Genomic DNA, 26,478 nt, shown 5'->3' on the forward strand with positions numbered 1-26,478 from the left:
CGTTATGGAGAATCCCTTTTCTAATTTTCAACCAAAAAGGTGTAAAATAGATACTATGACAAGCGTACATTTGGTCTGATTTTCATCTTCGTAATTCTTCAAAAGGAGCTGTTTACATGATCTATAAAGAACGTTATCAACAATTACTAGATAAAATGAATCAATATAATTCAGGCGAAAAAGGGATTACGAGAGTTGCCTATACGAATGAAGAACAGGCTTGTTTACATGCCTTTATTCGTTTATGTAAAGATGAAAATCTTCAAATTCATATTGACCATTGTGGAAATCTTATTGCTCGAAGAGAAGGCAGTGTGCCAGGATTGCAGCCTGTTGTCATGGGATCTCATTTAGATACTGTCTATCAAGGCGGTAAATATGATGGCGTTGTAGGGGTAACCGCTGCCCTTGAGGTCATCAAGCGATTAAACGAGCGATCTATTGTGACAGAGCATCCAATTGAAATTATCGCCTTTGCCTGTGAGGAGTCTTCAAGATTTGGTGTGTCAACAGTAGGCAGTAAAGCAATGGCAGGATTAATTGATAAAGAAAAATATCGCCATTTAGTCGATCGAGATGGTATGACGATGGAGCAGGCTTTTGCTCATTGTGGACTTGATTTTAGTAGTGTTGATCAAGCGACAAGAGTAGAGGAAGGATTCCATGCCTTTTTCGAATTGCATATTGAACAGGGACCACTGCTAATTAACTATGAAAAGAAAATTGGTATTGTCACAGGGGTAGCAGCACCAGTTCGCTTATTAATGAAGTTAAATGGAAAAGCGTCCCATTCAGGCACGACTCCAATGAATATGAGAAAGGACGCTCTTTTAGGAGCATCCGAATTGGCATTAGAATTAGAAAAAGCGGCAATAGCAGAGCAGGAGTTTGGCACTGTGGCAACTGTTGGAATACTAGAGGTTGTGGCAGGCTCGATGAACGTAGTTCCAGGAGAAGTGGAGTTAACTGTAGATATCCGATCATCCTCTGTGGAATCGAGAGAACGTGTGCTTCAGCATTTTTATACGGTTATTGCAAACGTTCAACAAAAGAGGCAGCTTGCGATTGCATACAATGTCATTAGCTCAGAGGATCCTGTCCTGCTTTCTCCAAAGCTAATGCAAGATTTAGAAACAATTTGTGTAGAGAAGAAACTATCCTATCAATATATGCAAAGTGGAGCAGGTCACGATTCTATGAATATGACAAGGCTCGGACCAGTTGGCCTTATTTTTATTCCTTCGGTGGATGGTTTAAGTCACCATCCAGATGAACATACGGAGCTTGAAGATATATTAATAGGAATCGATGTTTTAGAGGCAGTTGTGCTAAGATATGCTTCAGTCAGCTAATTAGCAATCATCAGTTGAAGACGCTACATGTATGGCCAGTGTCATCCCGTGAAGGCAATACAACAAATGCACAAAATCGATTCCATCATTAAAAGACGACCTTCCTTGTTAGAAAGTCGTCTTTTTCATGTGAATATGATGCATTTGCGGTTGCTTTTGGTTTCCAATTTTTAGTTGAATCAGAATCATCACAAGGACGATGATGATCATGCCAATAATAGCAGTTGTAAAATTGCCTGTGAAATCTCGAACAAGACCGACAAAGAAGGGGCCCAATGCAGCAAATACAAAGCCAACTGATTGTGTCATAGCAGCTAAGAAGCTAGCCTCGTGAATATCTTTGGCCTCATCAATTGGTAATGTTAGCCCTAATGAGAAAAGCCCACCTGCACCAAGGCCAATCAGAATACTGCTCAGCCAAGGATTATAAGAAAACAGTAGCATCAATAAACCAATTAATTCTAATGATGAACTACCTACTAGCCATACGGCTCGATGCTGAAAACGGTTATTTAATATAGGCACTAAAAATGTAGCTGGCATTTGCGCAATTGTTAATAGTGTCAGCATCATTCCAGCGTCGTGTTTGCTATAGCCTAAATTTTCTGCGATGGGAGGTAACCAAGCCATGATGGTATAAAACATGAAGGCCATTAACCCAAAAAAGCCTGTTAAAAGCCAAGCCTTTTGATTCATTAACATTTGCTTCACACTGTTGCTCTTACTAGGTAAATCTGTGACTGAAGCAGTAACTGCTTTTTGTTCGATTGGCTTCCACCAAAAGAATAAAGCGAGTAAAGCAAGAATAGCCCAGGAGGCAGAAGAAGCTTGCCATGAATGAAAAAAATTGCTTAATGGAATAGAAAGCCCAGAGCCAAGTGCAGCTCCTACTACAAGTGCTAGCGAGTAAATCCCAACTACACGGGAAGGGTTCGCAAATTTCTCCTTAATATAGCCCGATAACAGTGGTCCTACGATGGCAATGCCAATGCCTGATAACAAGGCTGTTACTAGCATGATCCAGGCAGTATTAGCAAAATATCTGGTAGCTGTTGCTAATCCAATAAGAATAAGAGCGTAAGCGATAGTTCGCTCGATGCTCCAACGATTAGCTAGTTTGATTGCGAAAGGTGCAAATAAGCCCATACATAGCACAGCTAAAGAAGTTAGCAAACTAGCAGTAGCTGCACTCATATGTAAAGTCTGGCGAATAGTTCCTAATAAGGGGGACACCGAAGTAATGACAGGCCGTAAATTAAAAGAAGCTAAAATAATGGCAATAATTGGTACAATTTTGTGTTTTATATTCATTGTCTTTCCTCTCCGTCCTATCAAATAAATAGTAAGCCTAAATTGAAGTCTAACTGAATTAGAATGATTGAACAATACTATTATTACTATTACAATGATAGTTAGAAACTATGATAGGGCGTGATCTATGTGGAAATACGGCATCTGCATTATTTTATGGCAGTCTATGAGGAGCTACATTTTACAAAAGCTGCTGAGAAACTTGGCATCTCTCAGCCAACGTTAAGCCAGCAAATACGTGTGCTGGAGGATGAGCTAGGAATGCCATTGTTCGATCGTATTGGCAAAAAAATTGTTGTGACTGAGGCAGGCTCTCTTTTGTTTAGCTATACAACAGAGGTATTTAATACATTACAAAATGTCAAAGATTCGATTAAAGATTTACAGGGGCTACAAGGGGGACAAATAAGTATTGGCATCATGCCATCTGATCTTGATTATCGGATTACACAGCTTGTTATTGATTTCCATCAAAAATTTCCAAAGGTAAAATTAAAGATACTTGCTTCCATCGATATTATGCGGCAGGTTCTCGAAAATGAAGTGGATATCGGTATTGGGACGAATGTAGAATCAGATGATCGATTGGTCATTATTCCTTTATGTAGAGAGGAATATGTACTGACCGTTTCAAAGGAGCATCCATTGGCACAGCAAACAGTGATCCCAATTGCTGAATTAGAGGGCCTTCCTATGGTGATGTATCCTGGAGGTTTTCTTGGTAGAGAGATAGTAGAAGAGGCTGTAAAAAAGCATGGTTTTCACATTCATTCTATTCTTGAAACAAGCTCTGTCACGTCCATTATGAATCTCGTTCGAGCCAATATTGGTGTAACGGTGCAACCCTATCCTTTGCTCCAACAAATGAATGATCCTAGTTTGTGTAGTATACGAATTTCAAATGGTGCTCCAAGCCGAAGCCTATCCATTATTTTCCGTGTAGATCGCTATGTTAGTCAGGCAACTACTGCTATGATTGAGCAAATTAAACATTACTTTAAAAGTAAATAGGGTTAACAAAAAGGAAGATATAAAAATATGTTCCTTTTTTTGGGGAGTTCACATATACTATTTATAAACCGACAGTCAGTCTAATTTGTAGGGCAAGTCCTAGAAGCTTGTAAAGCCTCAACTTGTGCCTACAATTTTTTACCATATTAAATGACCGACTGTCGGTCTAATAATAGTGAGGGGTGTTTTTTATATGAAAATGCTAGTCAAAGAAAAAGGCTTTTCGAAAGATTTTATCATTATGGTAGCTGGGCAGATTATTTCTATTTTAGGCTCTGCACTATTAAGATTTGCTCTTTCACTTTTTGTTTTAGATGTAACAGGACGGGCAGATCTTTTTGCTGTACTTTTTGCTATTTCAAGCCTACCTGTTTTACTTACACCATTTGGTGGCGCAATAGCAGATCGTTTTAATCGGCGAAATTTAATGGTCCTATTTGATTTTGTCAATAGTGGCATTGTATTGATGTTTTTTATTGTATTACTAACAGATAATCATTCTGTGCTATGGATTGGGTTGGTTATGGTCCTACTTTCATTCATTAGTGCCATGTACACGCCAGCTGTAATGGCTAGTATTCCGCTATTGGTTAGCGAACAAAAGCTTGAGCAGGCTAATGGGGTCGTCAATGGGGTCCAGGCATTAGCGGGGGTGACAGCACCTGTGCTAGGGGGGATACTATATGGAATGCTCGGCCTCAAACTTCTCGTCATAGTAAGTGGCTTATTATTTTTCTTTACGGCTATTATAGAAATGTTTATGACAATCCCATTTGTAAAACGTAGCTATGATGGTCATTTGATGCCGACCTTAATCAAAGACATGAAAGAAGGTTTTACTTATGTGGTGAAGCAAACTTTTATTTTAAAATGTACGCTACTTGCTGCTTTATTGAATTTACTATTGACTCCACTTTTTATCGTTGGTGTGCCTATTATTCTTCGTGTCACGATGAACAGTAGTGATACATGGTATGGAATAGGAATGGGGATTATTGATTTTGCGACGATTTTAGGCGCGTTAACGATGGGGTACTTTGCAAAAAAGCTGCGTATTCACACACTCTATATTTGGGTATTGATGTCAGCCTTTTTGGTAATTCCCATGGCTATGTCTGTGCTCCCTCGCGCCCTTCAAATTGGCTATTATCCCTCGTATAGCTTATTTATTGGTTGTGCTCTTATCATTGCGATGATGATGACGATCATCTCCATTTACGTAATGACCCTTGTGCAAAAAGAAACACCAAATGAACAATTAGGGAAGGTTATGGCAATTATGATGGCAGTATCACAGTGTATGGCACCACTTGGGCAGATGGGGTATGGGTTGCTATTTGAGTTCTTTCAAGCCAACATCTATATACCAGTCTTTATAATCTCTGTATGTGTATTATTATTAGCTTTCGTAACGAAAAGAATATGGCAATTGGAGGTCAAATAAATTGCTAGAACAAAGAAAACCACCTTTTCATTGGTAGTTTTCTTTGTAAAGCGATACTTAGCTAAAATCTTCGGGTTCTTTGACGAGGCCTATGCCTGCTCGTAGGAGTATTGGTAGGAAGGGGTGGAAACAGTAGCGTTGGCATATGTTGTGTATTATCTCCTATATGAATAGTAATGGATTCTTCTTCTTGAGGTGAGACTACCTTTTCTTCCTCAAGTTGTGAGTGTTCTACCTCATTGAATAGTGGTGCTGAAGATTCACTATGATGGGTAGTACTTGTAGGATTTGTAGGATTTGTGGGAGCTGTTGATTCTTGATGTGTTCCAGGATGTTCTACTGCTGCATGAGGCTGCTGAACAGCATGGACGTCTTTCATAACGAGAATGGGTCGCATCATATCATGATCCTCATGCTCAAGGAAATGACAATGCCACATATAATTCCCGACATGATCTTTCCAATGCATAATAATTTTTGTTACCTTTCCAGCGTCAGCCTTCACCGTGTCTTTCCAACCTCGCTCATAGTCTCTTGGTTCTTCAGGCGGCCCTGTAAATTGTACGATGCCTTCATTTTGATAGATTTCTAAATCAAACGGCCTTCGTTCCAGAATTTTAAATTGAATGAGGTGCAGGTGAATAGGATGGATAAAGGGTGTAGCATTAATAAAGCTCCAGATTTCCACACTATCTAAAGAAGGTTTTTCCGTTGCTGGATCATGGTACATACGATCATTTAACAGCAACATAGGTCGACCAAACTCATCGGTAGTCGCCGTCAATGGTAGTTGTCTTTCAATATGTGCATGGTGTGGATGTAAATCCATAGAAACGGCAAGTCTTTCTGGAATCTCACTTGTATCTTCACATTTCAAAGGTAAAGTTACTCGAAACTGCATAATCACGTTTGTGTGTTCATCACTGAAATCGGTATCAGTATTAAGTAAGGTAATCTCCTGTCCAGCACAGCTTGAAAAATCGATAATGACATCCGTGCGTTCAGCTGACAGCAACTCGACAGATTGGATAAGTTGTGGTGCTGATAAGAAACCGCCATCTGTACCAATTTGAAACATTGGTTGATCATTGGAAAGACTGATGACATAGCCTCGTCGATTAGAGCCATTTAGTAAACGAAATCTATATTTACGTGGCTCAACATCTAAAAAAGGCCATAGTTTTCCGTTAACCACTATCGTATTGCCAACAAAGCCTGGTGTGATAGAGGGATGAACAGGCACGGGAAAGGGTGGTTCGTCAGGATAAAACAATGAGCCATCCTCATTAAACGTTTTATCTTGAATTAAAATCGGATATTCATAGTCTCCACAGGGTAAATTAGAGCGTTCCTCAAGGGCATCCCTCAGTAAATAAAAGCCTGCTAATCCTGCATATACATTTAAACGTGTTAAAGCCATGGCATGGTCATGATACCACATGGTAGTGCCAGGTTGATGATTCGTATATTCATGTATTTCCTTATTAAATTTTGGACCAGTATGCCGATAGTCTCTTGTGTACCATGCTTCAGGATGGCCATCACTCTGCCAATCCACATTGGCACCATGTAAGTGCGTAACTGTTCTTACTTCTTGTGAATCGTTTGCAGCATGAAGTGTAAAATCTACTGGTAAAAAGTGCTGTAAGGGCAGCTGGTTTTTGTATTTCACATAGATTGTTTTATCTTTAGAAGCTTCTATGGTTGGCCCTGGGTAAAGCCCATTGTAGCCCCAAATTAATGAGTTTGGAAAATGCTTATGAAAACGATGCTGGCCCTCCATCATGACCAATTCGTAATAATCATTCTTTTGTTGCCCTCTGCTGTATTTTGGTTTAGCAATCATTGGTTTTGGAAGTTCATCTACAAATTTTGGAATTGTTGCTGGATCAGAAGGGTTAATTTGCATACTCACAACATCACGTCCCTTTTCAATACTAAAAAAGCTAATTAACTCATCATATGGGTAAAAACAACAGGTAACGAGGACAAAAATGGAGAAAAATGTGTAAAGACATAAAAAATTACCTACATATTATGATGGGATAAGATGATTCACTTTCAAGCAAACAGATGTAAGATTTTAAAACAATCATCACAAAAGATTTTTGCGTTGTAGGTAATAGTTGGTATCATACGAAAAAGGCGGACGAAGTGAATACATATGTCTTATAATTGAGAAAGCACAAAGTAAACTGGATGATATGGGGTATGGAGAAGTGGTGAAACGGTGGAATTAACATTAGAAGAATTAAATAAAACGATAATGGAGATGCGCACAAAGGGGTATTTAACGAAAGCACTAAAGCTTGCTGATCAAGGTCTTTTAGTCGCATTAGAGAGCAATAACTATCCATATGTCATGGATTTGTACTATCAAAAAATATTAGTTCATCATTCTTTAGGTGACACATTAAGCATGGTTAATCTTATTCATGATTATGAGGCCATTTGTCAAAATTATGGTACGACAAAAGATTTAATGCATTATCATTTAGTAATGTCATTAATCTATGATTTAGTTGGCATCCGTGAAAAAACGGTGGAGATGACGAAAAAATCTATCGCCTATGCACAGGAGCTACAAGATCCTGTCATGCTTGTTCGCTGTCATAATAATCTGTGCTATTTAGAGGTAGAGAAGGGCTGTACAAAGGAAGCACTTCAAGCAGGGCTATTAGCTAGGGAATATAATAAATCTCTTGCTAGAACAATGCCTGATCTAGCAAAATTACATGATATTCGTATTAATAATAATTTAGCAGATGTATATATTTTAGAAGGGGATTTTAAAGAGGGGAAGGCATTGCTGGACAGTACGTTATCCTCTACTATTATTCATCATCATAAACGAGAAAAAGTAGCGGCATTGTTTGGCTACGGTTTTTTATTTGAAAAACAGCAAAAGCTTGAAGAAGCTGTATTTTATTATAAACAAGCCATCGATCTTGCCCGATCTTATGGAGATAAGCCAATTACAAAAAAAGTGATGCGCTTACTGTTAAATGTATTGTATCAATTGGATTGGCGAGATGAAATTTTTGATGTACAGCGTGAATATATTGATCTCTCGGAAAAAATGAGTGTTGCAAATTTATTACAACAAGTAATGAACTTGGAATTTAAGCGTCAAAAGGAAAAGCTTGAGAAAAAAGCACATTATGATCCATTAACAGGCGTTTTAAATCGACATTTTTTAGACTATGAGCTACAGGAATGGCTCAATGCAGCCGAAATAACGCAATCCTATGTATGTATTACGGTTTTGGATGTCGATTATTTTAAACTATTTAACGACACGCATGGTCATTTATTTGGAGATATGATTTTACAGCTTTTAGCTAACAGCTTGAAGGATTTTTTACAGGATGAAGATGTGGAAATTATTCGTTATGGCGGAGATGAATTCATCCTTTGTTTTAGGCATTCTCAGAAGGACTATATCAAAACATTGGTCCATAACACACATGCCTATTTGCTCTCACTAAAGCTCGAACAGGAACAGCAAAGTTATCCCTTAAGGGTCAGTATGGGTGCTTGTGTGAATAATCAGAAAAACTATCAATACAAGGAGCTATTTGAGCAAGCAGATAGCTGTTTATACCAAGCAAAGGCGAATGGCCGTGCGAGCTGTGTGCTATACGAATTATCATAATGACAGGTTCCTATTTACATAGTTAAATAGGAATTTTTCTTGTGATAGGACCATGTTTTTTATGCCCAAAACGAGGCTTCTATGAGGTGAAATGAAATTTACTGTAGTCATCATTTGAAAACGTTGTTCTAGCAACGTACAATATATGAAATTAAGAAACACGACAGCACAAAATTGTTGTATAATGTTGTGGTATGAGGAAAGAAAGCAGGTTGACAAAATGGAAAGCAAAATGAATGGTTACACAGTTGTAGACACACACATGCATCAGCTATGTGTTATGCCAAAACAGCTCGATGTGAAACATAAGGTGAATAGATGAAAAACTGGTTAATTTTCATTTCTGTCTTTATTGTTTCGTTGTCACTTGTCATTAGTATTTTAGTACTCTGGAAAGCCGAGGCTCCGTTCCGTTCAATTGAAGAGCAGGCTGAACAGTTGGCACTCGATGCCAAAGCCCTCGCAATTGTATCGGAGTCCTACACATATAATGGCAAACATTCGTATGTTACTGTGTTCGGGGTAGACGAATACGGTGATAAAAAAGCTGTCTTTGTTCCGACGAATCTAGACGAGGATTCCATTCAGGAAGTGATATTAGAAGATGGTATTACGGAAAAGCAAGCATTATCGGTTTTTAAAAATGAAGGAAATGTACAAAAAGTCCTCCACATGAAATTAGGCTATGAGGAGCCTGGCGCAGTTTGGGAAATTACATATCTGAACGACCACGACCAGCTCAACTATGTCTATATTCTGTTTAAGGATGGCGACTGGTGGAAGCGCATTACGAATTTATAAGAGGAGTAGATCCCGAATGAAAAATTTATTAGCAACACGTGTAAAAACTTTAACACCATCTTCAACATTAGCGATTACTGCAAAAGCAAAAGCATTGAAAGAGCAAGGTATTGATGTGATTGGTCTTGGAGCTGGTGAACCAGACTTTAATACACCTCAAAATATTTTAAATGCTGCCATTGACTCAATGGAAAAAGGGTATACAAAATATACACCCGCTGGCGGACTTCCAGTTCTGAAAAAAGCCATTATTGATAAGCTTCAACGCGACAATAACCTTACCTATCAGCCAAATGAAATCATTGTTGGTGTAGGGGCAAAGCATATTTTATACACGCTATTCCAAGTGATTTTAAATGAAGGCGACGAGGTTATTATTCCAATCCCTTATTGGGTGTCTTATCCAGAACAAGTGAAATTAGCTGGCGGCGTACCAGTTTATGTTGAAGGTACACGTGAACAAAGCTATAAAATTACAGCGGATCAACTGAGAGCAGCTGTGACAGACAAGACAAAAGCAGTGATTATCAATTCTCCTAGCAACCCATCAGGCATGATTTATTCTCGTGAAGAGCTAGCAGAACTTGCTGCTGTTGCAGAAGAAAAAGATATTTTAATCGTGTCAGATGAAATTTATGAGAAGCTTGTATACAATGGTATTGAGCATTTTTCAATTGCACAACTTTCTGATGCAGTGAAAGCACGTACAATCGTCGTTAATGGTGTAGCAAAATCTCACTCTATGACAGGCTGGCGTATTGGATATGCTGCAGGTGACACAGACATTATTAAAGCAATGACTGACCTTGCATCACACTCAACATCTAATGCGACAACAACAGCACAATATGCAACTGTGGAGGCGTATAATGGCTCTCAGGATGCGGTAGAGGAAATGCGTCAGGCATTTGAATCTCGTCTTGAAAAAATTTACCCACAGTTAAGTGCTATTCCTGGCTTCCATGTATTAAAGCCACAGGGTGCATTCTACCTATTACCAGACGTAGCAGAAGCTATGGCTCACACTGGCTATGATTCAGTAGATGCATTTGCTGCGGATATTTTAACAGAAGCAAACGTAGCAGTGATTCCAGGCTCTGGCTTCGGTACACCAACTACTATGCGATTATCTTATGCTACATCTTTAGACTTATTAGAAGAGGCAGTCCGTCGTATTGATACATTCGTAAAATCAAAATGGCAAGACTAATCCTTCTAGTCAACTTTGGAGGATTTCTATGAAAAAAATTATGATTAAAGATATGCCACAGCATATCGGTGAAACAGTCAAAATTGGCGCTTGGTTAGCCAATAAACGTTCAAGTGGAAAAATCGCGTTCCTACAGCTACGTGATGGCTCTGGCTTTGTACAGGGCGTTGTAGTGAAAGAAGAAGTAGGCGAAGAAATTTTTGCTACGGCAAAAGGGATGACGCAAGAAACTTCTATGTATGTGATTGGTGAGGTGAAAGCTGACGAACGTTCAAGCTTTGGCTGTGAGCTTGCTATAACTGGTATCGAGGTGCTACATGCAGCAACAGATTTCCCAATCACACCAAAAGAACATGGTCCAGAATTTTTAATGGATAACCGTCATTTATGGCTGCGCTCTCGTAAACAACATGCCATTATGAAAATTCGTAATGAAATTATTCGCGCTACATACGAATTTTTCAACAACAACGGTTTTACAAAAATGGACCCACCAATTTTAACAGGTTCTGCGCCTGAAGGTACTTCAGAGCTGTTCCATACAAAATATTTCGATGAAGATGCTTATCTATCTCAATCTGGTCAGCTTTACATGGAAGCTGCTGCGATGGCTTTAGGAAAAGTATTCTCATTCGGTCCAACTTTCCGTGCTGAAAAATCTAAGACTCGTCGTCATTTAATCGAGTTTTGGATGATTGAGCCTGAAATGGCATTCGTAGAATTTGAAGAAAATTTAGAAGTACAAGAGCAATATGTAGCGCACATCGTACAATCTGTACTTGCAAACTGCAAATTAGATCTTGAGCGACTTGGCCGTGATACATCAACACTTGAAAACATAAAAGCGCCATTCCCTCGAATTTCTTATGATGATGCGATTAAGCTTTTACACGAACAAGGCTTTGACGATATTGAGTGGGGCGATGATTTTGGTGCGCCTCATGAAACAGCGATTGCGAATTCATTTGACAAACCAGTATTTATTACTTGTTACCCAGTAGGCATTAAACCGTTCTATATGCAACCACACCCAGATCGTGATGATGTTGTATTATGTGCAGATTTAATTGCACCAGAGGGTTACGGAGAAATTATTGGTGGTTCAGAGCGAATCCATGACTACGATTTATTAAAATCACGTCTGGAAGAGCATAACCTATCATTAGATGCCTATGCTTGGTATTTAGAGCTTCGCAAACATGGCTCTGTCCCACATTCAGGTTTTGGTCTAGGGTTAGAGCGAACTGTAGCATGGATTTCAGGCACAGAGCATATCCGTGAAACAATTCCATTCCCACGTTTACTAAACCGCTTATATCCATAAGCTAATCAATTTAAAAGTCGCGTAGTGAACTATCTACGCGGCTTTTCTACTTACTTAAAGAAGGAGTCTGGAGAATAATGAACGTAAATAATCATCGACTCCGTACATGGACTGAGCAGAGAATGATTCCCATTCCACAGCTTTTTTTTCAGTTTTATAAGGAGTTAAACATGGAGGATGAAGAGGCACTGATTGTCATGCACTTATTGGCCTTTCATATGGAGGAGAATGACTTCCCAACACCTAATGATCTAAAAAATCGTCTCACAATGTCTGATAATGACATCACATCCCGTTTACAGCGATTAATGCAGAAGGGTTTTCTTGAAATTACACGAGATGTCGACGCGGGTGGTAAGCTATATGAAAAGTATTCCGTATACCCGCTATGGGAGCGCATTTTACAGATGATTGATATGAAAGAGCAGCAACAAACGGCAGTGACACTTCAGCAAGAAGAAGGGGAGATATTCCGTCTTTTTGAAGAGGAAATGGGGCGTCTTTTATCTCCTTTAGAACTTGAAAAAATTGGATGCTGGCTTGATGAGGACAAGCATAGTCCCGCACTCATCAAAGAGGCGCTAAAGGAGGCTGTCTTTGCTGGGAAATTGAGTATTCGCTATATTGATCGCATTTTATTAGAATGGAAAAAGAAAAATATTACGACACCTCAAGCCGCACAAAAGCAAAGTGAACAGTTCCGTGAGAAACAGACATTTAACAGAGCACCAGCTCGAACAGTTCAACAAGAAACGCAATCAACGGGTAGAGTTCCTTTTTATAATTGGTTGGAAGAAAGAGAATAGGGGGCATCCAGTTTGTTAACGAAAAAACAGTGGGAGCATTGTCTAGAAGAAATGGATCGAATGTTTCCCGACGCACATTGTGAGCTCGTCCATGACAATGCTTTTGAGCTAACGATTGCCACATTATTATCTGCACAATGTACAGATGTACTAGTCAATAAAGTAACGAAAACCTTATTTCAAAAATATAAAACACCAGAAGATTATTTAGCTGTTTCCATAGAGGAATTGCAACAGGATATTCGCTCTATTGGCCTTTATCGCAATAAGGCGAAGAACATTCAGGCTCTATGTCAACGTTTACTAGATGAGTACGGTGGCGAAATCCCTGCAACACGTGAAGCATTGGTGACATTACCAGGCGTAGGTCGAAAAACGGCCAATGTTGTGCTTTCAGTAGCCTTCGATATTCCAGCACTTGCAGTGGATACCCATGTGGAGCGAGTATCCAAACGCCTAGGGCTCTGTCGATGGAAAGATTCGGTGCTTGAAGTGGAAGAAACGATTATGAAGAAAACGCCAATGGACAAATGGTCAAAAACGCATCACCAATTAATTTTCTTTGGACGTTATCATTGTAAGGCACAAAATCCTGGATGTGGTACTTGCCCTTTACTCGACGATTGTCGTGAAGGGCAAAAGCGTTTAAAGAAAGGCATGGTGAAGGAAGCATGAATAGTGAAGCCATTGCAAAAGAAAAAGTAGATGCATGGTTTGCCCAATGGACTTCACTACAAGCCGCTATCCATACAGCACATGATGCAAGAAATGGACTGGCAAAAGGGCTAATGGAAGATGCCATCGAGCTATTTGAACAACTTGTGCAAGCTGCAGGCGATGAAGTGCTACCGATTAATGGGGTTGAGCGATTAGCCTTTATTAAAGCTAAGCCAGGTCAATATGCATGCTATCGTCAACTAGATGAGCTATTTAAAGAAACGAAAAAGCGCACAGCACGACTGCGGATTCAAGCTAGTAAAAGTTAGAGTGGATGGATAGAGTATAAAAAGTGGATAGGACATGTAAAGTGAAGGATAGAACGCGAAAAGTGGCGAATAGACCTTGTAGAGTGAAGGATAGACCGTCAAAACTGACGGATAGCCTCCTCAAAGCCCTTCATCAATAAAAAAACCGAGAAGCAGTGAATGAACTGCTTCTCGGTTTTTTTCTTTATTCTGAGCTTTGGTCTTCTTCATTTGGGTTGGTAGGCTCGGTAGGAGGTGTTGGCTGCTGATTTCCATCATTATTGCCATTGTTTCCACCATTGCCGTTATTTCCATGCCCATTGCCATTTCCATGCCCGTTATTACCATTATTATTGTTGTTATTACCGTTGTCGCCATTACCATTATTGTTATTACCTTGATCATTATCCTCTTGACCAGGATCAATCGGTAAATCAATATCTGGTTCATCTGGATCTTCTGTTTCCAAATCTTCCTCAGGGGTACTTGTGATCTGGAAGGTAGTTGTCCCAGGCTCACTGCGTGTGCCATCTACAATGGCTACGACAGAGATTGTATAGTTACCATCTTCAAGTGTGTTAGCAACAGTTAGGCCTTTCGTGTCTGCTGTGCCAAGGACAACCGTTTCTCCACCTTCACGTGTGGCAGAAACTTCAAATGAAGTTGGTAATGGTTCATCGGTTTCTGGATTTAGGATGGCATCATGTTCCCAAGAAATATTGATCGACTGTGCTCCTAAATCTAAGTTTGCTGAAACATTATAAGGTGTAGATAGCTCTGGCGCCTCATAGACCTCAGAAACCTCTGTTGGTTCAGTCCCGCGAACGAATAACTCTGTTTGACGTAGTTCGCTAGGTGTATAGTCACTTGCCAATCTTAAAGGTTTAGAGCCTACTTCCACCGTTGCTTCTACAACAGTACTTGGCTTTTTAAAGCTAGCTGTCTCAACATTCGCTGAAATTTCTTGCATAATCGTCTTAAATAAGTTTTGTGGTAATCGACGTTCTTCCCACGTTGTAATTGGATCAAAGTGTTTTTCATAGCCACTCCATATAGCGATGGAATAGTTAGTTGTGTAACCAGCAAACCATGAATCTGGCACACTTGTATTCGGTAAATTATATTTGTTAAAGTCTTCTGCTGAATAGTTAGTTGTACCTGTTTTACCTGCGATATCCAAGCCAGGCACATTGGCTGCAGTTCCTGAGGCATCAGGCTTATTGCCGACTACATCACGTAGCATGTCTGTTACCATGTAAGCCGTATAATCATTCATAGCCACTTTAGACTCAGGTGTATAGTTTTTAGACGTTTTACCATCTCGATAGACAATTTTTGTAATCGAATGTGGATCTGTATAGACCCCGTTATTACCGAAAGCAGCATAGGAAGCTGCCATTTGAATAGGAGAGATAGTAATAGCACCACCGCCAATTGCATCGGACTCATAGAGGTTTTCTGTTTCAATTCCTAAACGTCCAACAAATTCCTTGGCTTTTTCTGTGCCAACCTCCTGTAATGCTTTGACAGCTGGAACGTTCCGTGAAGCATATAATGCTTTACGTGCAGTCATGGCACCCATATATCTGCCATCCCAGTTTGTGATTGTTTGCTTTGTACCTGTATAGTTCATTGGTTCGTCGACAAGTGTTTGACCTGTAGACCATTTTAAATATTCAATTGCTGGCCCATAGTCGACTAATGGTTTCATTGTGGAACCTGGTTGATTATTTGTTAAGTCCTCGGCATAATTCCAGCCACGTTCTGCACCATATTTACGACCGCCACCAACGGCTTGAATGGCACCTGTTTTTGTATCAACGACCGCCACACCTGACTGAATATCTTCAGTTGGGAAATTACTATCATCATTCATCACATTTTCTACAACTTGTTGAGCATTTGGATCAAGCGTCGTATAGACTTTGATTCCTTCTGCCATTGCCGAACCGTCACCATTATTTTCTAATTCATTAATAACAATATCCAGGAAGGCATCATATTTGGAACCTGCAAATGATTGGCGTGTTGCATCATCCGCTAAACCTGATTGAACTTCTGCTTTTTTGGCTTCTTCCATTTCGGCTTTAGAAATTTTTCCGTGTTGATACATTAATCCTAAAACGGTATTACGTCGTTTTTTTGCAAGCTCAGGGTTTTTTAATGGATTATACGCATTTGGTCGTTGCACTAGCCCTGCTAATAGTGCTTCTTCATCTAAAGTTAAATCTTTTAATTCTTTACCATAGAAGTATTGTGAGGCTGTACCGAAGCCATAGATACGACCTGACATAAGCATTTTGTTGAAGTACATTTCAAAAATTTCTTCTTTCGTATACTTACGCTCTAATTGGAAGGCAAGCCATGCTTCCTGTGCTTTACGCTTTAATTTCTTCTCGTTTTGTAAAAATGAGTTTTTGACTACTTGCTGTGTTAAAGTTGATGCACCTTGCGCACCAAAGCCATCACGGAAGTTTGCAAGGATTGCACCGCCTAGACGATAAAAATCCATACCATGATGCTCAAAAAAGCGTACATCTTCTGTAGCCAGAATAGCATTGATCATATCTTCAGGTATATCTTCATATTTTATATATTTACGGTTTTCAGCACCGATTGTTGCAAATAATTCACCGTTTTTATCGTAGAACTCTGAAGAAACAGGATCTTTCAGTAATTCTTCATCGAGCTCAGGAGCCGTGCTTGCATAGAAGGCAAATAATGCACCTCCTCCAATTAAGCCTGCTACACCGATGGCTAAGACAGTTAAGAAAATGCGTTTAAACCATGTCTTAGCGGATGAGGCTGGTTTCGTTTTTTTCTTTTTATTTTTTTCAGCGAGAGCTTTTTGATGCTCTCCACGTGTTCGACGACGTTCAGTCATTCTTATTTCTCCTCACTTTCAGACCCGTAGCATTTTGCATCAATCAATTGTTGGATGATAGGTAAATAATCGATACGCGGATAATAGCTCGTGGGAATTTCATATGCCTCTTCTTCGATGATCGAAAAGGGTATCGATTTACGATTGCCATTTTCCATTGCTTGCCAGGCCTTTTGTAAAACTTTGTATGGCACAATAAAATATCGCTCAAAAGCAGAAAAACGAACGATAATAAAAGCCACACCATTTTGTTCCGTCACTTGCTGCATATGTGTCATTTGATGCTCATGAATATTTTTTAAGGGGAAACTTGTTTTGGAAGCCGTTTCCTTTGCATCAAAATCTATATAATGCCCATTCCAAACACCATTGTAGTCGGTTGTAGAGGGTGTTCGAAAATAAGCTTCACGAATGACAGCAGCACTTCGTGAAGGGTACTCTACTTTGACGATTTGCACAGGAACAGGTTTCTTATGAATGATAGCAAGTCGCCTTTTTATATAATAGTCGTTTGCTTCATTAATTTCATCTTCTAGCGTCTTCCCGCGATTACTAAAAGATAAATCTTTGCTTTTGCTCTTTTTTTCTGTTTTCTGTACAGAAGCATTTGGGGTATACAATTTCCCGTTTGGATAACGAATTGTCATTAAACTCACCCTTTACCTTACTGCTTTTCTATCCACTAGTTTACCATGTTTTAATAGCTGTTCTCTACCTCCATCATTCATGAAATTGTTACTAGAATAGTAGAAAACAAATGGTACGTATGAATAATTTGCGTCGAAAAATCGCCAGCTTTATTATTACTAGAATCGTCAAAATAACTGATAAATTTAAATAGGTCATTGGGATGAAAATATACTCACACAGCAACCTTTCATTCATGACGATTTTTTTGGTCAGAGGTTCACTATTAAAATTTTATCGAAAATCTTCTTCTTTCAGCTAACTTACGCTTATTTTGTCACGCCTGAAGGTAATTCTATACATACGAGGAATACTAAAGTAAAGCAAAGGAGGCGTTATTTTGAACAAGTTAGAACAATTAGTTGCGCAGTTAGATCTGGTCAATCAATTACTTTTCACGAGAGTGTCATTGGAAAACAATGCTCATAGTTTGCATTTTTTTATGCAACTTAAAGCGGTTAGCCAGAAAGTAAGCTTAGCAGAAAAGAACTGGCAAGTAAAGAATGCTTGTTCGCCTATTAGTAGTGAAAAATCATAGACTTTGGTACACTTATCTTATAAGCAATTGAACTAACGCAATAGCATGAAAATTGATACATTATTTTCCATAAAGGTGTGGTAAATAGGTGTCATAAACAGTGATATTTCCATAGCTGACGAGCTGAACAAAACATACTCAGCATGTATATGCCGTCACTACGAAATATATTTGCTATGTATAATTGTTGAGAGATGAGGTGCAAAATTGTTAGTTATCCAGCAAACATCCAAATTAATAGATGAATGTGATCAGTGCGTTTCACGTTTTTGGCAAATGCGTGAGGAAGATCGAACACCTGATTTTTTTCAAGAGGTAAAGCCACATGCAGATGAAATTCATCAACTTTTAAAGGTATGGCAGCAAGAAGCCAATAAATGGATTCAAAAAAATCGACCAAAATACATGCATACGCAACAAATTGCTTCAGTCGTTGAATCGATGGAGCAATTTGTTGTGCAATCTTTTTATAAAGAAACAAGTAAAAAACGTTTTTTAGATGCCATACATTCTACTTCCTATACTTTGAAAATATTTGAACGATTAGTTAAGGAGGGAGAAAAGGATGCTATCGAAGAAACGAACGATTAGCGAGCTTTTACATGAGTGGAGATATGATGAAGAACTTAAAGAGCGTATCCTGCACTGGCAAACATTAGAAGGGCGTCCAGCGAACTATGCACCATTTCCTAGGAATTTACATCCTTCTTTAGTGAAAGCCTTACAGACAAGAGGGATTGATCAGCTTTATACACATCAGCGAGAGGCATTTGATTTGGCACAGAGTGGTACATCTTTTACAGCGGTTACGCCAACTGCTTCAGGTAAATCCTATTGCTATCATCTGCCAGTGCTACAAAAAATAATGGAGGATAAAAATGCACGTGCCATTTATTTATTTCCAACAAAGGCACTGGCACAGGACCAGAAAAATGATTTGAATGAGCTCATTGAGCAAAGCGGTGAGGAGATTTTAAGCTATACCTATGATGGAGATACGGCTCCAGGCATTCGCCAAAAGGTTCGTAAGGCAGGGCATATCGTGATGACGAATCCTGATATGCTTCATTCGGGGATTTTGCCGCATCATACAAAATGGGTTTCACTTTTTGAGAATCTACAATATATTGTGATTGATGAATTGCATACATACAAAGGTGTGTTTGGTTCCCATGTGGCGCATGTTATTCGGAGATTAAAAAGAATTTGTGAATTTTATGGGAGTAAACCAGTGTTTATTTGTACATCGGCTACCATAAAAAATCCTAAAGAGCTTGCTGAGCTGCTAACGAATGAATCACACATGCTCATTGCTGATTCGGGTGCTCCAGTTGGTAAGAAAACCTTTCTTTTTTACAATCCGCCGATTATTCATAAAACATTTGGCGTGCGTAGAAGTGCTGTATTAGAGGTAAGTGATTTAGCTAAGAGGTTGTACACGGCTGGCATTCAATCCATTATTTTTGCCAAAAGTAGGGTACGAGTAGAAATGATTGTAACCTATTTAAAGGAACTTACACGTAATAAGCTGCTCGATGAATCTGTACGTGGCTATCGAGGTGGGTATCTGCCATCTGAACGACGTGTCATCGAAAAAGGCTTACGTGATGGAACAATCCAAACAGTTGTTAGCACCAATGCATTAGAATTAGGTGTCGATATCGGTCAATTACAAGCATGTATTATGACAGGTTACCCAGGAAATATTGCGAGTGCTTGGCAGCAAGCAGGACGTGCAGGGAGACGTCAGGATGAGGCATTGATTATTTATGTTGCGCAATCTTCCGCATTGGACCAGTATGTAGTCAATCATCCACTATTTTTACTAGGCAGTACACCAGAGGAAGCACGTATTTATCCAGAAAATATGCTGATTTTAATGGATCATTTGAAATGTGCTGCCTTCGAGCTACCTTTTTCAACAGGCGATACGTATGGAGAATATGACATACAAGAATTGCTGGAGTATTTAGCAGAAGAAGGGGTAGTTTTTAAGACGAGTGATAAATGGCATTGGATGAGTGATCGTTTCCCGGCGCATGATATTAGCTTACGTTCAGCGTCACAAGAAAATGTAGTCATTATTGATCTTACCATTCCTGCACAGACTAAGGTTATTGGTGAAATGGATCGTCATAGTGCCATGACACTCTTGCATGAAGAAGCCATTTACTTGCACCAAGGCATTCAGTTCCAAGTAGAGAAGCTTGACTGGGAAGAAAAGAAAGCCTATGTACGTGAAGTAGATGTTGATTACTATACAGATGCCAATCTAGCAGTTGAAATGAAAGTTTTAGAGGAAGATCGTAACCGTTCATATGCAGGTGGTACAATCTGCTTTGGCGATGTTGGCTTAGTTGCACAAGCAACGATTTTCAAGAAAATACGCTTCGGCACACATGACAATATTGGCTCAGGACCTATACATTTACCACCAGATGAAATGCATACCAGTGCTTCGTGGCTATCGTTTACAGCACCAGATAAATGGACAGAGGAAGAGCTAACAGATGCTATGACTGGGGTAGCCTACGCGATGAATGCCTTCATTCCTTTGTTTATTCAATGTGATAGTAGCGATGTAGCCGTTGTACCACAGGTGAAGGCCACACATAATGAGCGGCCAACGTTTTTTGTCTATGATAAGTATCCTGGTGGCATCGGCTTAAGTGAAAAGGTATATGAACTATGGGAAGAGCTAATCATGAAAACATATGAGCATGTTACAAATTGTGCATGTGAATCAGGCTGTCCTTCCTGTATTGGGGCACAAGAATCATTGCTCCAAACAAAAGGAAAGGTAGCTAAATTACTGCAACAATTAATGGCATAGTAAACAGAGGGTGAGGAACGCCAATATGTTCTTTCACCCTCTTGTTTGTATTCATGGTAAATCGATTTTCCTCGAAGAATATTTTGAATGAGGTTAACAATCATGTTACTCTTGCAAGAGAGATGTCTTATACAATAAGCAGAAAATGAGTGAAATTCATGTCTTACGAAAATAAAATATTACAAATGAAAAAAATGCTGGGAAAAAAACCGATGTCCGCCAAAAAAGTTGAAGAACCAGCGTTCCAAAAGCCTGCTAGGCCAAGCTATACAGAGCAATGGAAACAGGCGGGACTAACGGTTGTTGAAAATGATTTCGGCATCGTATTTAAGCGTCAAGTAAGCTATCCGTTTAGCTATCAGCATGGACATTATCAACTGCAATCATTCTTTGAAGCCCTGAAAAAATGGCAAGATGCTGAGTTTGATCATCCTTATGCGCTAGATATGGAAGAATCCGTCTTATTTTTTGACACGGAAACAACAGGTTTAAAGGGTGTTGGGACCCATATTTTTTTGCTTGGATTTTTAGAAGTAGCTGAAGAATCCTTTATCCTCACACAATATATTATGGCAGATCCTGCACATGAAGCAGCCTTCTTATTTGAATCCAAGCTTTGGCAAAAGTCAGCTACTGTGATTACCTATAATGGGAAAAGCTTTGATTGGCCACAGCTTGAAACACGATGGACATTGCATCAAAAAACCTTACCAAAATTACGCTCTCAGCGACAGATCGATTTGTTGCATAGTTCGAAGCGTTTATGGAAAAATGATATGGAGCGCTTAAAATTAAAATCTGTCGAGGAAGAAAAGCTTGGTTTTTCGCGTAAAGGGGATATTCCAGGCCATCTCGCACCTATTATTTATTTGGATGCAGTAAAAAGTGGCATTCCAGATGCTCTTATAAAGGTTTTGCATCATAATGAGTGGGATTTACTATCACTTATCACACTGTATAGTCATTCTACGTATTTATTGTTCGAGCAGGACCATGAAGAATCAGCAAAAACTTTCACCAACATTGGGAAATGGTATGGTGATTTAAGAGAAAGCACACAAAGTGTGAGGATTTTAGAAAAGGTGACATCAAAATTTGATGCGCTAGAAGCGGGCCATGCTCAATATTATTTAGCTTTACAGCACAAGAAGAATAAACGCTATAGTGAAGCTATTGACTCATTCGTGGCCTCCCTTCATTTTGTTGAAGCAAGAACAAAGTTACATGCCCTTGAGCAGCTAGCCATACTTTATGAGCACCAAATGAAGGATTATGAGCAGGCCCTTTATTATACGCAAGAAGGCATACGTCTCATTCGAAATAATGGGCAATGGAGAGCAGAACAAAAACAAAAATGGGAAATTTCTTGGGAAAAGAGACTACACAGATTAGGAAATAAGAAATAAATTCGTGGGTAAGCGCGTGAAACGACAAGTTTAGCCTTACAATTAGTATTTTCAGACGATATAATGTGATGAAGTATGCTATAATGTATTCGTGTATGTAGTGTGAGGAAGGGCGATGTGAATGGACATTAAATTAACGTCAAAAATGATCCTTGAAAAGGAATTTAAAAAGAACTTTAAAGGCTACAATGTAGAAGAAGTAGATTCTTTTCTTGATGAAATTATTCAAGACTATGAAACGTTTGAAAAAGTGGTGGCCCAACTACGTGAAGAAAATAGACAGTTAAAAGAAGAAATTGAAAGCACACCTAAGAGACAACCGGTTGCTTCAGCGGCAGCTGGTACAACGAATTTTGATATTTTAAAACGTCTTTCTAATTTAGAAAAACATGTATTTGGTAGCAAGCTGTACGAATAAATTTAGTCAATTATATTGTATTTAACATAAAACTCTAGTATAATCTTTCGTATCATCACGAAATTCTGGTAATCGCTGCGGCGCTAGACGTCGTAGAGGAAAGTCCATGCTCGCACGGTTCTGAGATGACCGTAGTGTTCGTGCTTACTGAAAAAATAAGGTAAGGCAGCTATTAAGGCTGACGGCGGAAGGAAAACCTAAGTCCTCTGGATATGGTTGACACTTCCTGAAAGTGCCACAGTGACGAAGCTTGCTTGGAAACTTGCAAGGTGGAACGAGGTAAACCCCACGAGTGAGAAACCCAAATTATGGTAGGGGCACTCTCTAGAAGGAATTGAACGGATAGAGGGACAGAGTTTGCTCTGTAGATAGATGATTACCACCTGATCGTACGAGGCGCAAGCTGTTTGAGTACTCGGGAACAAAACATGGCTTATGGAATTTTTTGATGCTTATCTACGAAATAACAAGCGCTCTCCAATTCGGTGGAGAGCTTTTATTTTGAATTCATGAGGAAAAAGTAACCTTGTTAATCAAGTCTTGGTATGCGCTATACGTTTGAGAAGTATCGCTACCGCTTCTAAGTCACAACATCTGAAAACGGTTATCGCATCAATGTGATGTATTGATCTTGACTGCTCACATACTTGTATTGTAAGCAAACGCCAGGTATAACAACTACCTCTATAAATGGTTTATCAGTTTTAGGTGTATGGTTACCTGTTTATCAAGAGAATGCCTTCGGCGATTGTCATAGATTTACTTGAGGCGCTTTTCGAGCAAATTCGAAAAATCTGGACGCATTCATTGCACGAAAGAGAAGCGTCAGTGACAATTACACCGAGCGTAATAGATTACATAGTGGTTGGCCTGACGTAAATGCCCTTCTGAGAGGGAGTATAGAGAGATAGGATGGAGCGGAAACATGAACGGAGTAAACAATTGGGAAAGTACGGATAAACTGAAACTGATATCTAAATATCCGACTACCTTAATACTTAAAATCTTCGAAAATGTATCTGAAGGTATCATGATTACTGATAAATACAAAAAAATAGTAATGGTTAATCCTGCCTTTGAATTTGTGACAGGCTATACATGTGATGATGTGGTTGGAAAAACGCCAGCCGTTTTACAATCTGGTGTACATGAATTGCCGTTCTATTTAGAGATGTGGGAGCAGATACGACAAGAAGGCATTTGGCAAGGTGAGATATGGAATCGTCGTAAAACTGGAGACGTATATCCTGAATGGTTAACAATTGTTTGTGTAACCAACGATGAGGGTGAGGTTACAAATTACTGTGGTATTTTCACAGATTTGTCTGAAAGAAAAATAGTAGAAAATGAATTAGAAAAGCGTTTGCTCACGGATTCATTAACAGATGTATCCAATCGTTTTGCCTATATCGAAAGAATGGATAATCTCTTGGAATCGACTTCTGCTATTTCTCATTCAGTGCAGCATGCGATCTATTTCTTAGATTTGGATCGATTTAAGCAAATTAATGATACATTAGGCCATGCTGTTGGAGATTCAATTTTAATAGAAGTAGCAAATCGACTAAAAAAATTACTGAAAAATAAAGATATTATTGCAAGATATGGCGGAGATGAATTCGTCATTACATTAACCAATGTGAAAAATGTGAAAGAGGCTGCAAAATTTGCTGAACAAATTATTAGTAGTATTGAACAGCCAATGATGATAAATGATCAGGAAGTTTTTATTTCTACAAGTATTGGTATTAGCGTTTATCCAGTTGATAGTAAAAACACAGAAGAACTGATCAATTGTGCAGATAGAGCGATGACTTATTCAAAAAAGAATGAATTAAACGGCTATTCCTTCTATTTTGATGAACTGCAAACCGACGCACAACGAGTGCTATTGCTAGATTCTGAGTTAAGAAGAGCAATAGAAAACCGTGAATTTGAGCTACATTTTCAGCCAAAGATTTCTATGGAAAATGAGCAGATTCAAGGTTTAGAAGCACTAGTCCGCTGGAATAGCGAGAGGCTAGGCTTTGTTTCGCCTGCTGAGTTTATCACTTATGCGGAGGATACAGGTCTAATCATTCCATTAAGTGAGCTTATTATCGAAAAAGCATGTGAGGCAGTCATTCAAATGCAACAATATGGTTGGAAAACACCTGTCGCCATTAATATCTCGAGCATTCACTTTAAACAGCAGAATTTTTTGGAGTCGATACAAACAATATTAGAGCGCTATAATATGCCAGCTAACAATTTTGAAATAGAAGTGACAGAGCGAACGGTGATGAACAGTGCCAATGAGACAGTTAGTAAATTGGTTCGTTTAAAACAATTAGGCTTTAAAATCTCAATCGATGATTTTGGGACTGGCTATTCATCCTTAAGCTATTTGGTTCGCTTCCCATTAGATTGTTTAAAAATTGATCGTAGCTTTATCCAGCATATTGGATCACTCGATGAAAAACAGGCAGTTGTAGATGCGATTATTCAAATGTCCCATCGCTTAAAAATGAAAGTTGTTGCTGAAGGTGTAGAACAAGCACAACAAGTGGATATACTACGTAAAATGAACTGTGATATTATCCAAGGCTATTATTACAGCAAACCACTCCCGTTAAACGAATTGATGGAGTTTATGGAGTATTGGGAAATTGAGCATCAAGGAAGGAAATAATCTATGGCAAACTATCAATTAGTAGCTACGTCAGCAATGGGCTTAGAAGCTATTGTGGCACAAGAAGTAAAAGCACTTGGCTATGAAACAACCGTTGACAATGGCAAAGTATATTTTGAAGGCGATGAAACGGCGATTGCGCGTACCAATCTATGGCTACGTGTAGCGGATCGTGTAAAGATTGTTGTTGGGCAATTCCCAGCAAAATCGTTCGAACAATTATTTGAAAGTGTAAAGGCACTCCCTTGGGAGAAGTATTTACCAGTGGACGCTGCTTTTCCTGTTTCAGGAAAGTCCGTAAAATCGAAATTATTTAGTGTACCTGATTGTCAAGCCATTACCAAAAAAGCAATCGTTGAGCGAATGAAACAGTATTATAAGCGACTTGGCTTTTTAGATGAATCTGGAGCGACTTACAAAATTGAGGTTTCAATTTTAAAAGATGTGGCGACACTAACGATTGATACATCTGGTGCTGGCCTACATAAGCGTGGCTATCGTCAGGCTCAAGGTGAGGCACCATTAAAAGAAACATTAGCAGCTGCACTTGTACAAATTTCAAAATGGAATCCAAATCGCCCGTTTGTTGACCCATTCTGTGGCTCTGGTACTATTGCATTGGAAGCGGCGATGTTTGGACAAAATATAGCTCCAGGCTATAACCGAGAATTTATTTCTGAGGAATGGCCATGGATGAAAGCTGCAATCTGGGATACGGTTCGTGATGAAGCAGATAGTTTAGCGAACTATGATCAGCCTTTAGAAATTATTGGTTCCGATATTGATCACCGTATGGTCAGCATTGCGCAAGAAAACGCAATGGAAGCAGGCTTTGGAGAGTTAATCACGTTTAAGCAAATGCAAGCACGTGATTTTACAACACAGTTAACGGATGGTGTCATGATTGGGAACCCGCCGTACGGAGAGCGTATTGGTGATGTGGAAGTCGTGGAACAGGTGATTCGCGATGTTGGGAAGGTCATGAAAAACTATCCAACTTGGTCTGTATATATGCTATCCTCCATGAAGAATTTTGAAGAATTATATGGACGCCAAGCGACGAAAAAACGTAAATTATTTAATGGTTTTATTGAAACAAATTATTATCAGTTCTGGGGTCAAAAGTCTAAAAGAGATTAACGAATAGTAACGGAAGATAAGA

21 protein-coding genes and 1 other RNA gene are annotated in these 26,478 nt (G+C 39.1%); 18 read left to right on the forward strand and 4 right to left on the reverse strand.

What is annotated here, in order from left to right:
- The first annotated feature begins 116 nt into the window (after positions 1–116).
- On the forward strand, positions 117–1,352 hold the full coding sequence (locus EW028_RS01825; protein ID WP_131519725.1) for a Zn-dependent hydrolase: 1,236 nt from the start codon (positions 117–119) through the stop codon (positions 1,350–1,352).
- 108 nt (positions 1,353–1,460) lie between these two features.
- Here the strand turns inward: EW028_RS01825 and EW028_RS01830 are convergent, their stop codons facing one another.
- Entirely contained in the window at positions 1,461–2,663 is a 1,203-nt protein-coding gene (locus tag EW028_RS01830) for an MFS transporter (RefSeq protein WP_131519726.1), read from the reverse strand.
- Positions 2,664–2,792: 129 nt separating this feature from the next.
- Here EW028_RS01830 and EW028_RS01835 point away from each other — a divergent pair, with 129 nt between their 5' ends.
- Both EW028_RS01835 and EW028_RS01840 read left to right on the forward strand, forming a co-directional pair.
- Positions 2,793–3,674, forward strand: coding sequence for a LysR family transcriptional regulator (locus EW028_RS01835; RefSeq protein WP_131519727.1), 882 nt, complete (start codon positions 2,793–2,795; stop codon positions 3,672–3,674).
- Positions 3,675–3,867: 193 nt separating this feature from the next.
- The gene (locus EW028_RS01840) at positions 3,868–5,118 is read left to right on the forward strand and encodes an MFS transporter (protein ID WP_131519728.1); all 1,251 of its coding nucleotides are present in this window, start codon (positions 3,868–3,870) and stop codon (positions 5,116–5,118) included.
- 61 nt (positions 5,119–5,179) lie between these two features.
- Here EW028_RS01840 and EW028_RS01845 read toward each other — a convergent pair whose 3' ends face one another.
- Positions 5,180–7,033: a multicopper oxidase family protein gene (locus EW028_RS01845; RefSeq protein WP_373564986.1), complete on the reverse strand. Its 1,854-nt coding sequence runs from the start codon at positions 7,031–7,033 to the stop codon at positions 5,180–5,182.
- A gap of 315 nt (positions 7,034–7,348) precedes the next feature.
- Between EW028_RS01845 and EW028_RS01850 the strand changes: the two genes are divergently transcribed.
- From EW028_RS01850 to EW028_RS01880, 7 genes are all read left to right on the forward strand, one after another.
- A complete protein-coding gene (locus tag EW028_RS01850) occupies positions 7,349–8,773 on the forward strand; it encodes a tetratricopeptide repeat-containing diguanylate cyclase (RefSeq protein WP_131519729.1) in 1,425 nt (474 codons plus the stop codon).
- A gap of 318 nt (positions 8,774–9,091) precedes the next feature.
- Positions 9,092–9,574, forward strand: a complete 483-nt coding sequence (locus tag EW028_RS01855; protein ID WP_048389969.1) for a cell wall elongation regulator TseB-like domain-containing protein — start codon at positions 9,092–9,094, stop codon at positions 9,572–9,574.
- Between the two features lie 16 nt (positions 9,575–9,590).
- Positions 9,591–10,784, forward strand: a complete 1,194-nt coding sequence (locus tag EW028_RS01860; RefSeq protein ID WP_048389971.1) for a pyridoxal phosphate-dependent aminotransferase — start codon at positions 9,591–9,593, stop codon at positions 10,782–10,784.
- 28 nt (positions 10,785–10,812) lie between these two features.
- Positions 10,813–12,108, forward strand: a complete 1,296-nt coding sequence (asnS, locus tag EW028_RS01865; protein ID WP_004232833.1) for an asparagine--tRNA ligase — start codon at positions 10,813–10,815, stop codon at positions 12,106–12,108.
- A 77-nt stretch (positions 12,109–12,185) separates the two neighbouring features.
- Entirely contained in the window at positions 12,186–12,914 is a 729-nt protein-coding gene (locus EW028_RS01870) for a DnaD domain-containing protein (protein WP_016994290.1), read from the forward strand.
- A gap of 12 nt (positions 12,915–12,926) precedes the next feature.
- The gene (nth, locus tag EW028_RS01875) at positions 12,927–13,589 is read left to right on the forward strand and encodes an endonuclease III (protein WP_048389975.1); all 663 of its coding nucleotides are present in this window, start codon (positions 12,927–12,929) and stop codon (positions 13,587–13,589) included.
- Positions 13,586–13,900: a YpoC family protein gene (locus EW028_RS01880; protein ID WP_066037666.1), complete on the forward strand. Its 315-nt coding sequence runs from the start codon at positions 13,586–13,588 to the stop codon at positions 13,898–13,900. The genes nth and EW028_RS01880 overlap by 4 nt, the downstream gene beginning before the upstream one ends.
- Before the next feature lie 184 nt (positions 13,901–14,084).
- On the opposite strand, the gene EW028_RS01885 is transcribed toward EW028_RS01880, so the two are convergent.
- Positions 14,085–16,763: a penicillin-binding protein 1A gene (locus EW028_RS01885; protein ID WP_131519730.1), complete on the reverse strand. Its 2,679-nt coding sequence runs from the start codon at positions 16,761–16,763 to the stop codon at positions 14,085–14,087.
- Positions 16,764–16,765: 2 nt separating this feature from the next.
- Entirely contained in the window at positions 16,766–17,410 is a 645-nt protein-coding gene (recU, locus tag EW028_RS01890) for a Holliday junction resolvase RecU (protein ID WP_048389981.1), read from the reverse strand.
- Positions 17,411–17,790: 380 nt separating this feature from the next.
- Between recU and EW028_RS01895 the strand changes: the two genes are divergently transcribed.
- The 8 genes from EW028_RS01895 (at position 17,791) to EW028_RS01930 (ending at position 26,456) form a co-directional block, all read left to right on the forward strand.
- Positions 17,791–17,988: a hypothetical protein gene (locus tag EW028_RS01895; protein ID WP_004225568.1), complete on the forward strand. Its 198-nt coding sequence runs from the start codon at positions 17,791–17,793 to the stop codon at positions 17,986–17,988.
- A 207-nt stretch (positions 17,989–18,195) separates the two neighbouring features.
- On the forward strand, positions 18,196–18,579 hold the full coding sequence (locus EW028_RS01900) for a YppE family protein (RefSeq protein ID WP_054550767.1): 384 nt from the start codon (positions 18,196–18,198) through the stop codon (positions 18,577–18,579).
- The gene (locus tag EW028_RS01905) at positions 18,554–20,821 is read left to right on the forward strand and encodes a DEAD/DEAH box helicase (protein ID WP_131519731.1); all 2,268 of its coding nucleotides are present in this window, start codon (positions 18,554–18,556) and stop codon (positions 20,819–20,821) included. Before EW028_RS01900 ends, EW028_RS01905 begins: the two co-directional genes overlap by 26 nt.
- A gap of 158 nt (positions 20,822–20,979) precedes the next feature.
- On the forward strand, positions 20,980–22,227 hold the full coding sequence (locus EW028_RS01910) for a ribonuclease H-like domain-containing protein (RefSeq protein ID WP_054550769.1): 1,248 nt from the start codon (positions 20,980–20,982) through the stop codon (positions 22,225–22,227).
- Positions 22,228–22,348: 121 nt separating this feature from the next.
- Entirely contained in the window at positions 22,349–22,645 is a 297-nt protein-coding gene (gpsB, locus tag EW028_RS01915; RefSeq protein WP_004269307.1) for a cell division regulator GpsB, read from the forward strand.
- A 60-nt stretch (positions 22,646–22,705) separates the two neighbouring features.
- Positions 22,706–23,086, forward strand: an RNA gene (rnpB, locus tag EW028_RS01920) — RNase P RNA component class B.
- 484 nt (positions 23,087–23,570) lie between these two features.
- Positions 23,571–25,316 (forward strand): GGDEF domain-containing phosphodiesterase, encoded by a 1,746-nt coding sequence (locus tag EW028_RS01925; protein ID WP_131519732.1) that lies wholly within the window; start codon positions 23,571–23,573, stop codon positions 25,314–25,316.
- 3 nt (positions 25,317–25,319) lie between these two features.
- Positions 25,320–26,456, forward strand: a complete 1,137-nt coding sequence (locus EW028_RS01930) for a THUMP domain-containing class I SAM-dependent RNA methyltransferase (RefSeq protein ID WP_131519733.1) — start codon at positions 25,320–25,322, stop codon at positions 26,454–26,456.
- Positions 26,457–26,478: the final 22 nt, after the last annotated feature.

The sequence above is a fragment of the Lysinibacillus sp. OL1 genome (assembly GCF_004332175.1).
Classification (GTDB): Bacteria; Bacillota; Bacilli; order Bacillales_A; family Planococcaceae; genus Lysinibacillus; species Lysinibacillus capsici.

Excerpts from the sequence above, each read along its gene's own strand:
- gpsB (WP_004269307.1), top strand. The coding sequence starts at position 22,349 with ATGGACATTAAATTAACGTCAAAAATGATCCTTGAAAAGGAATTTAAA.
- EW028_RS01870 (WP_016994290.1), top strand. The coding sequence starts at position 12,186 with ATGAACGTAAATAATCATCGACTCCGTACATGGACTGAGCAGAGAATG.
- EW028_RS01925 (WP_131519732.1), top strand. The coding sequence starts at position 23,571 with ATGAACGGAGTAAACAATTGGGAAAGTACGGATAAACTGAAACTGATA.
- EW028_RS01880 (WP_066037666.1), top strand. The coding sequence starts at position 13,586 with ATGAATAGTGAAGCCATTGCAAAAGAAAAAGTAGATGCATGGTTTGCC.
- EW028_RS01930 (WP_131519733.1), top strand. The coding sequence starts at position 25,320 with ATGGCAAACTATCAATTAGTAGCTACGTCAGCAATGGGCTTAGAAGCT.
- EW028_RS01830 (WP_131519726.1), bottom strand. The coding sequence starts at position 2,663 with ATGAATATAAAACACAAAATTGTACCAATTATTGCCATTATTTTAGCT.
- EW028_RS01840 (WP_131519728.1), top strand. The coding sequence starts at position 3,868 with ATGAAAATGCTAGTCAAAGAAAAAGGCTTTTCGAAAGATTTTATCATT.
- recU (WP_048389981.1), bottom strand. The coding sequence starts at position 17,410 with ATGACAATTCGTTATCCAAACGGGAAATTGTATACCCCAAATGCTTCT.
- EW028_RS01855 (WP_048389969.1), top strand. The coding sequence starts at position 9,092 with ATGAAAAACTGGTTAATTTTCATTTCTGTCTTTATTGTTTCGTTGTCA.
- asnS (WP_004232833.1), top strand. The coding sequence starts at position 10,813 with ATGAAAAAAATTATGATTAAAGATATGCCACAGCATATCGGTGAAACA.
- EW028_RS01885 (WP_131519730.1), bottom strand. The coding sequence starts at position 16,763 with ATGACTGAACGTCGTCGAACACGTGGAGAGCATCAAAAAGCTCTCGCT.
- EW028_RS01905 (WP_131519731.1), top strand. The coding sequence starts at position 18,554 with ATGCTATCGAAGAAACGAACGATTAGCGAGCTTTTACATGAGTGGAGA.
- EW028_RS01910 (WP_054550769.1), top strand. The coding sequence starts at position 20,980 with ATGTCTTACGAAAATAAAATATTACAAATGAAAAAAATGCTGGGAAAA.
- EW028_RS01825 (WP_131519725.1), top strand. The coding sequence starts at position 117 with ATGATCTATAAAGAACGTTATCAACAATTACTAGATAAAATGAATCAA.
- EW028_RS01860 (WP_048389971.1), top strand. The coding sequence starts at position 9,591 with ATGAAAAATTTATTAGCAACACGTGTAAAAACTTTAACACCATCTTCA.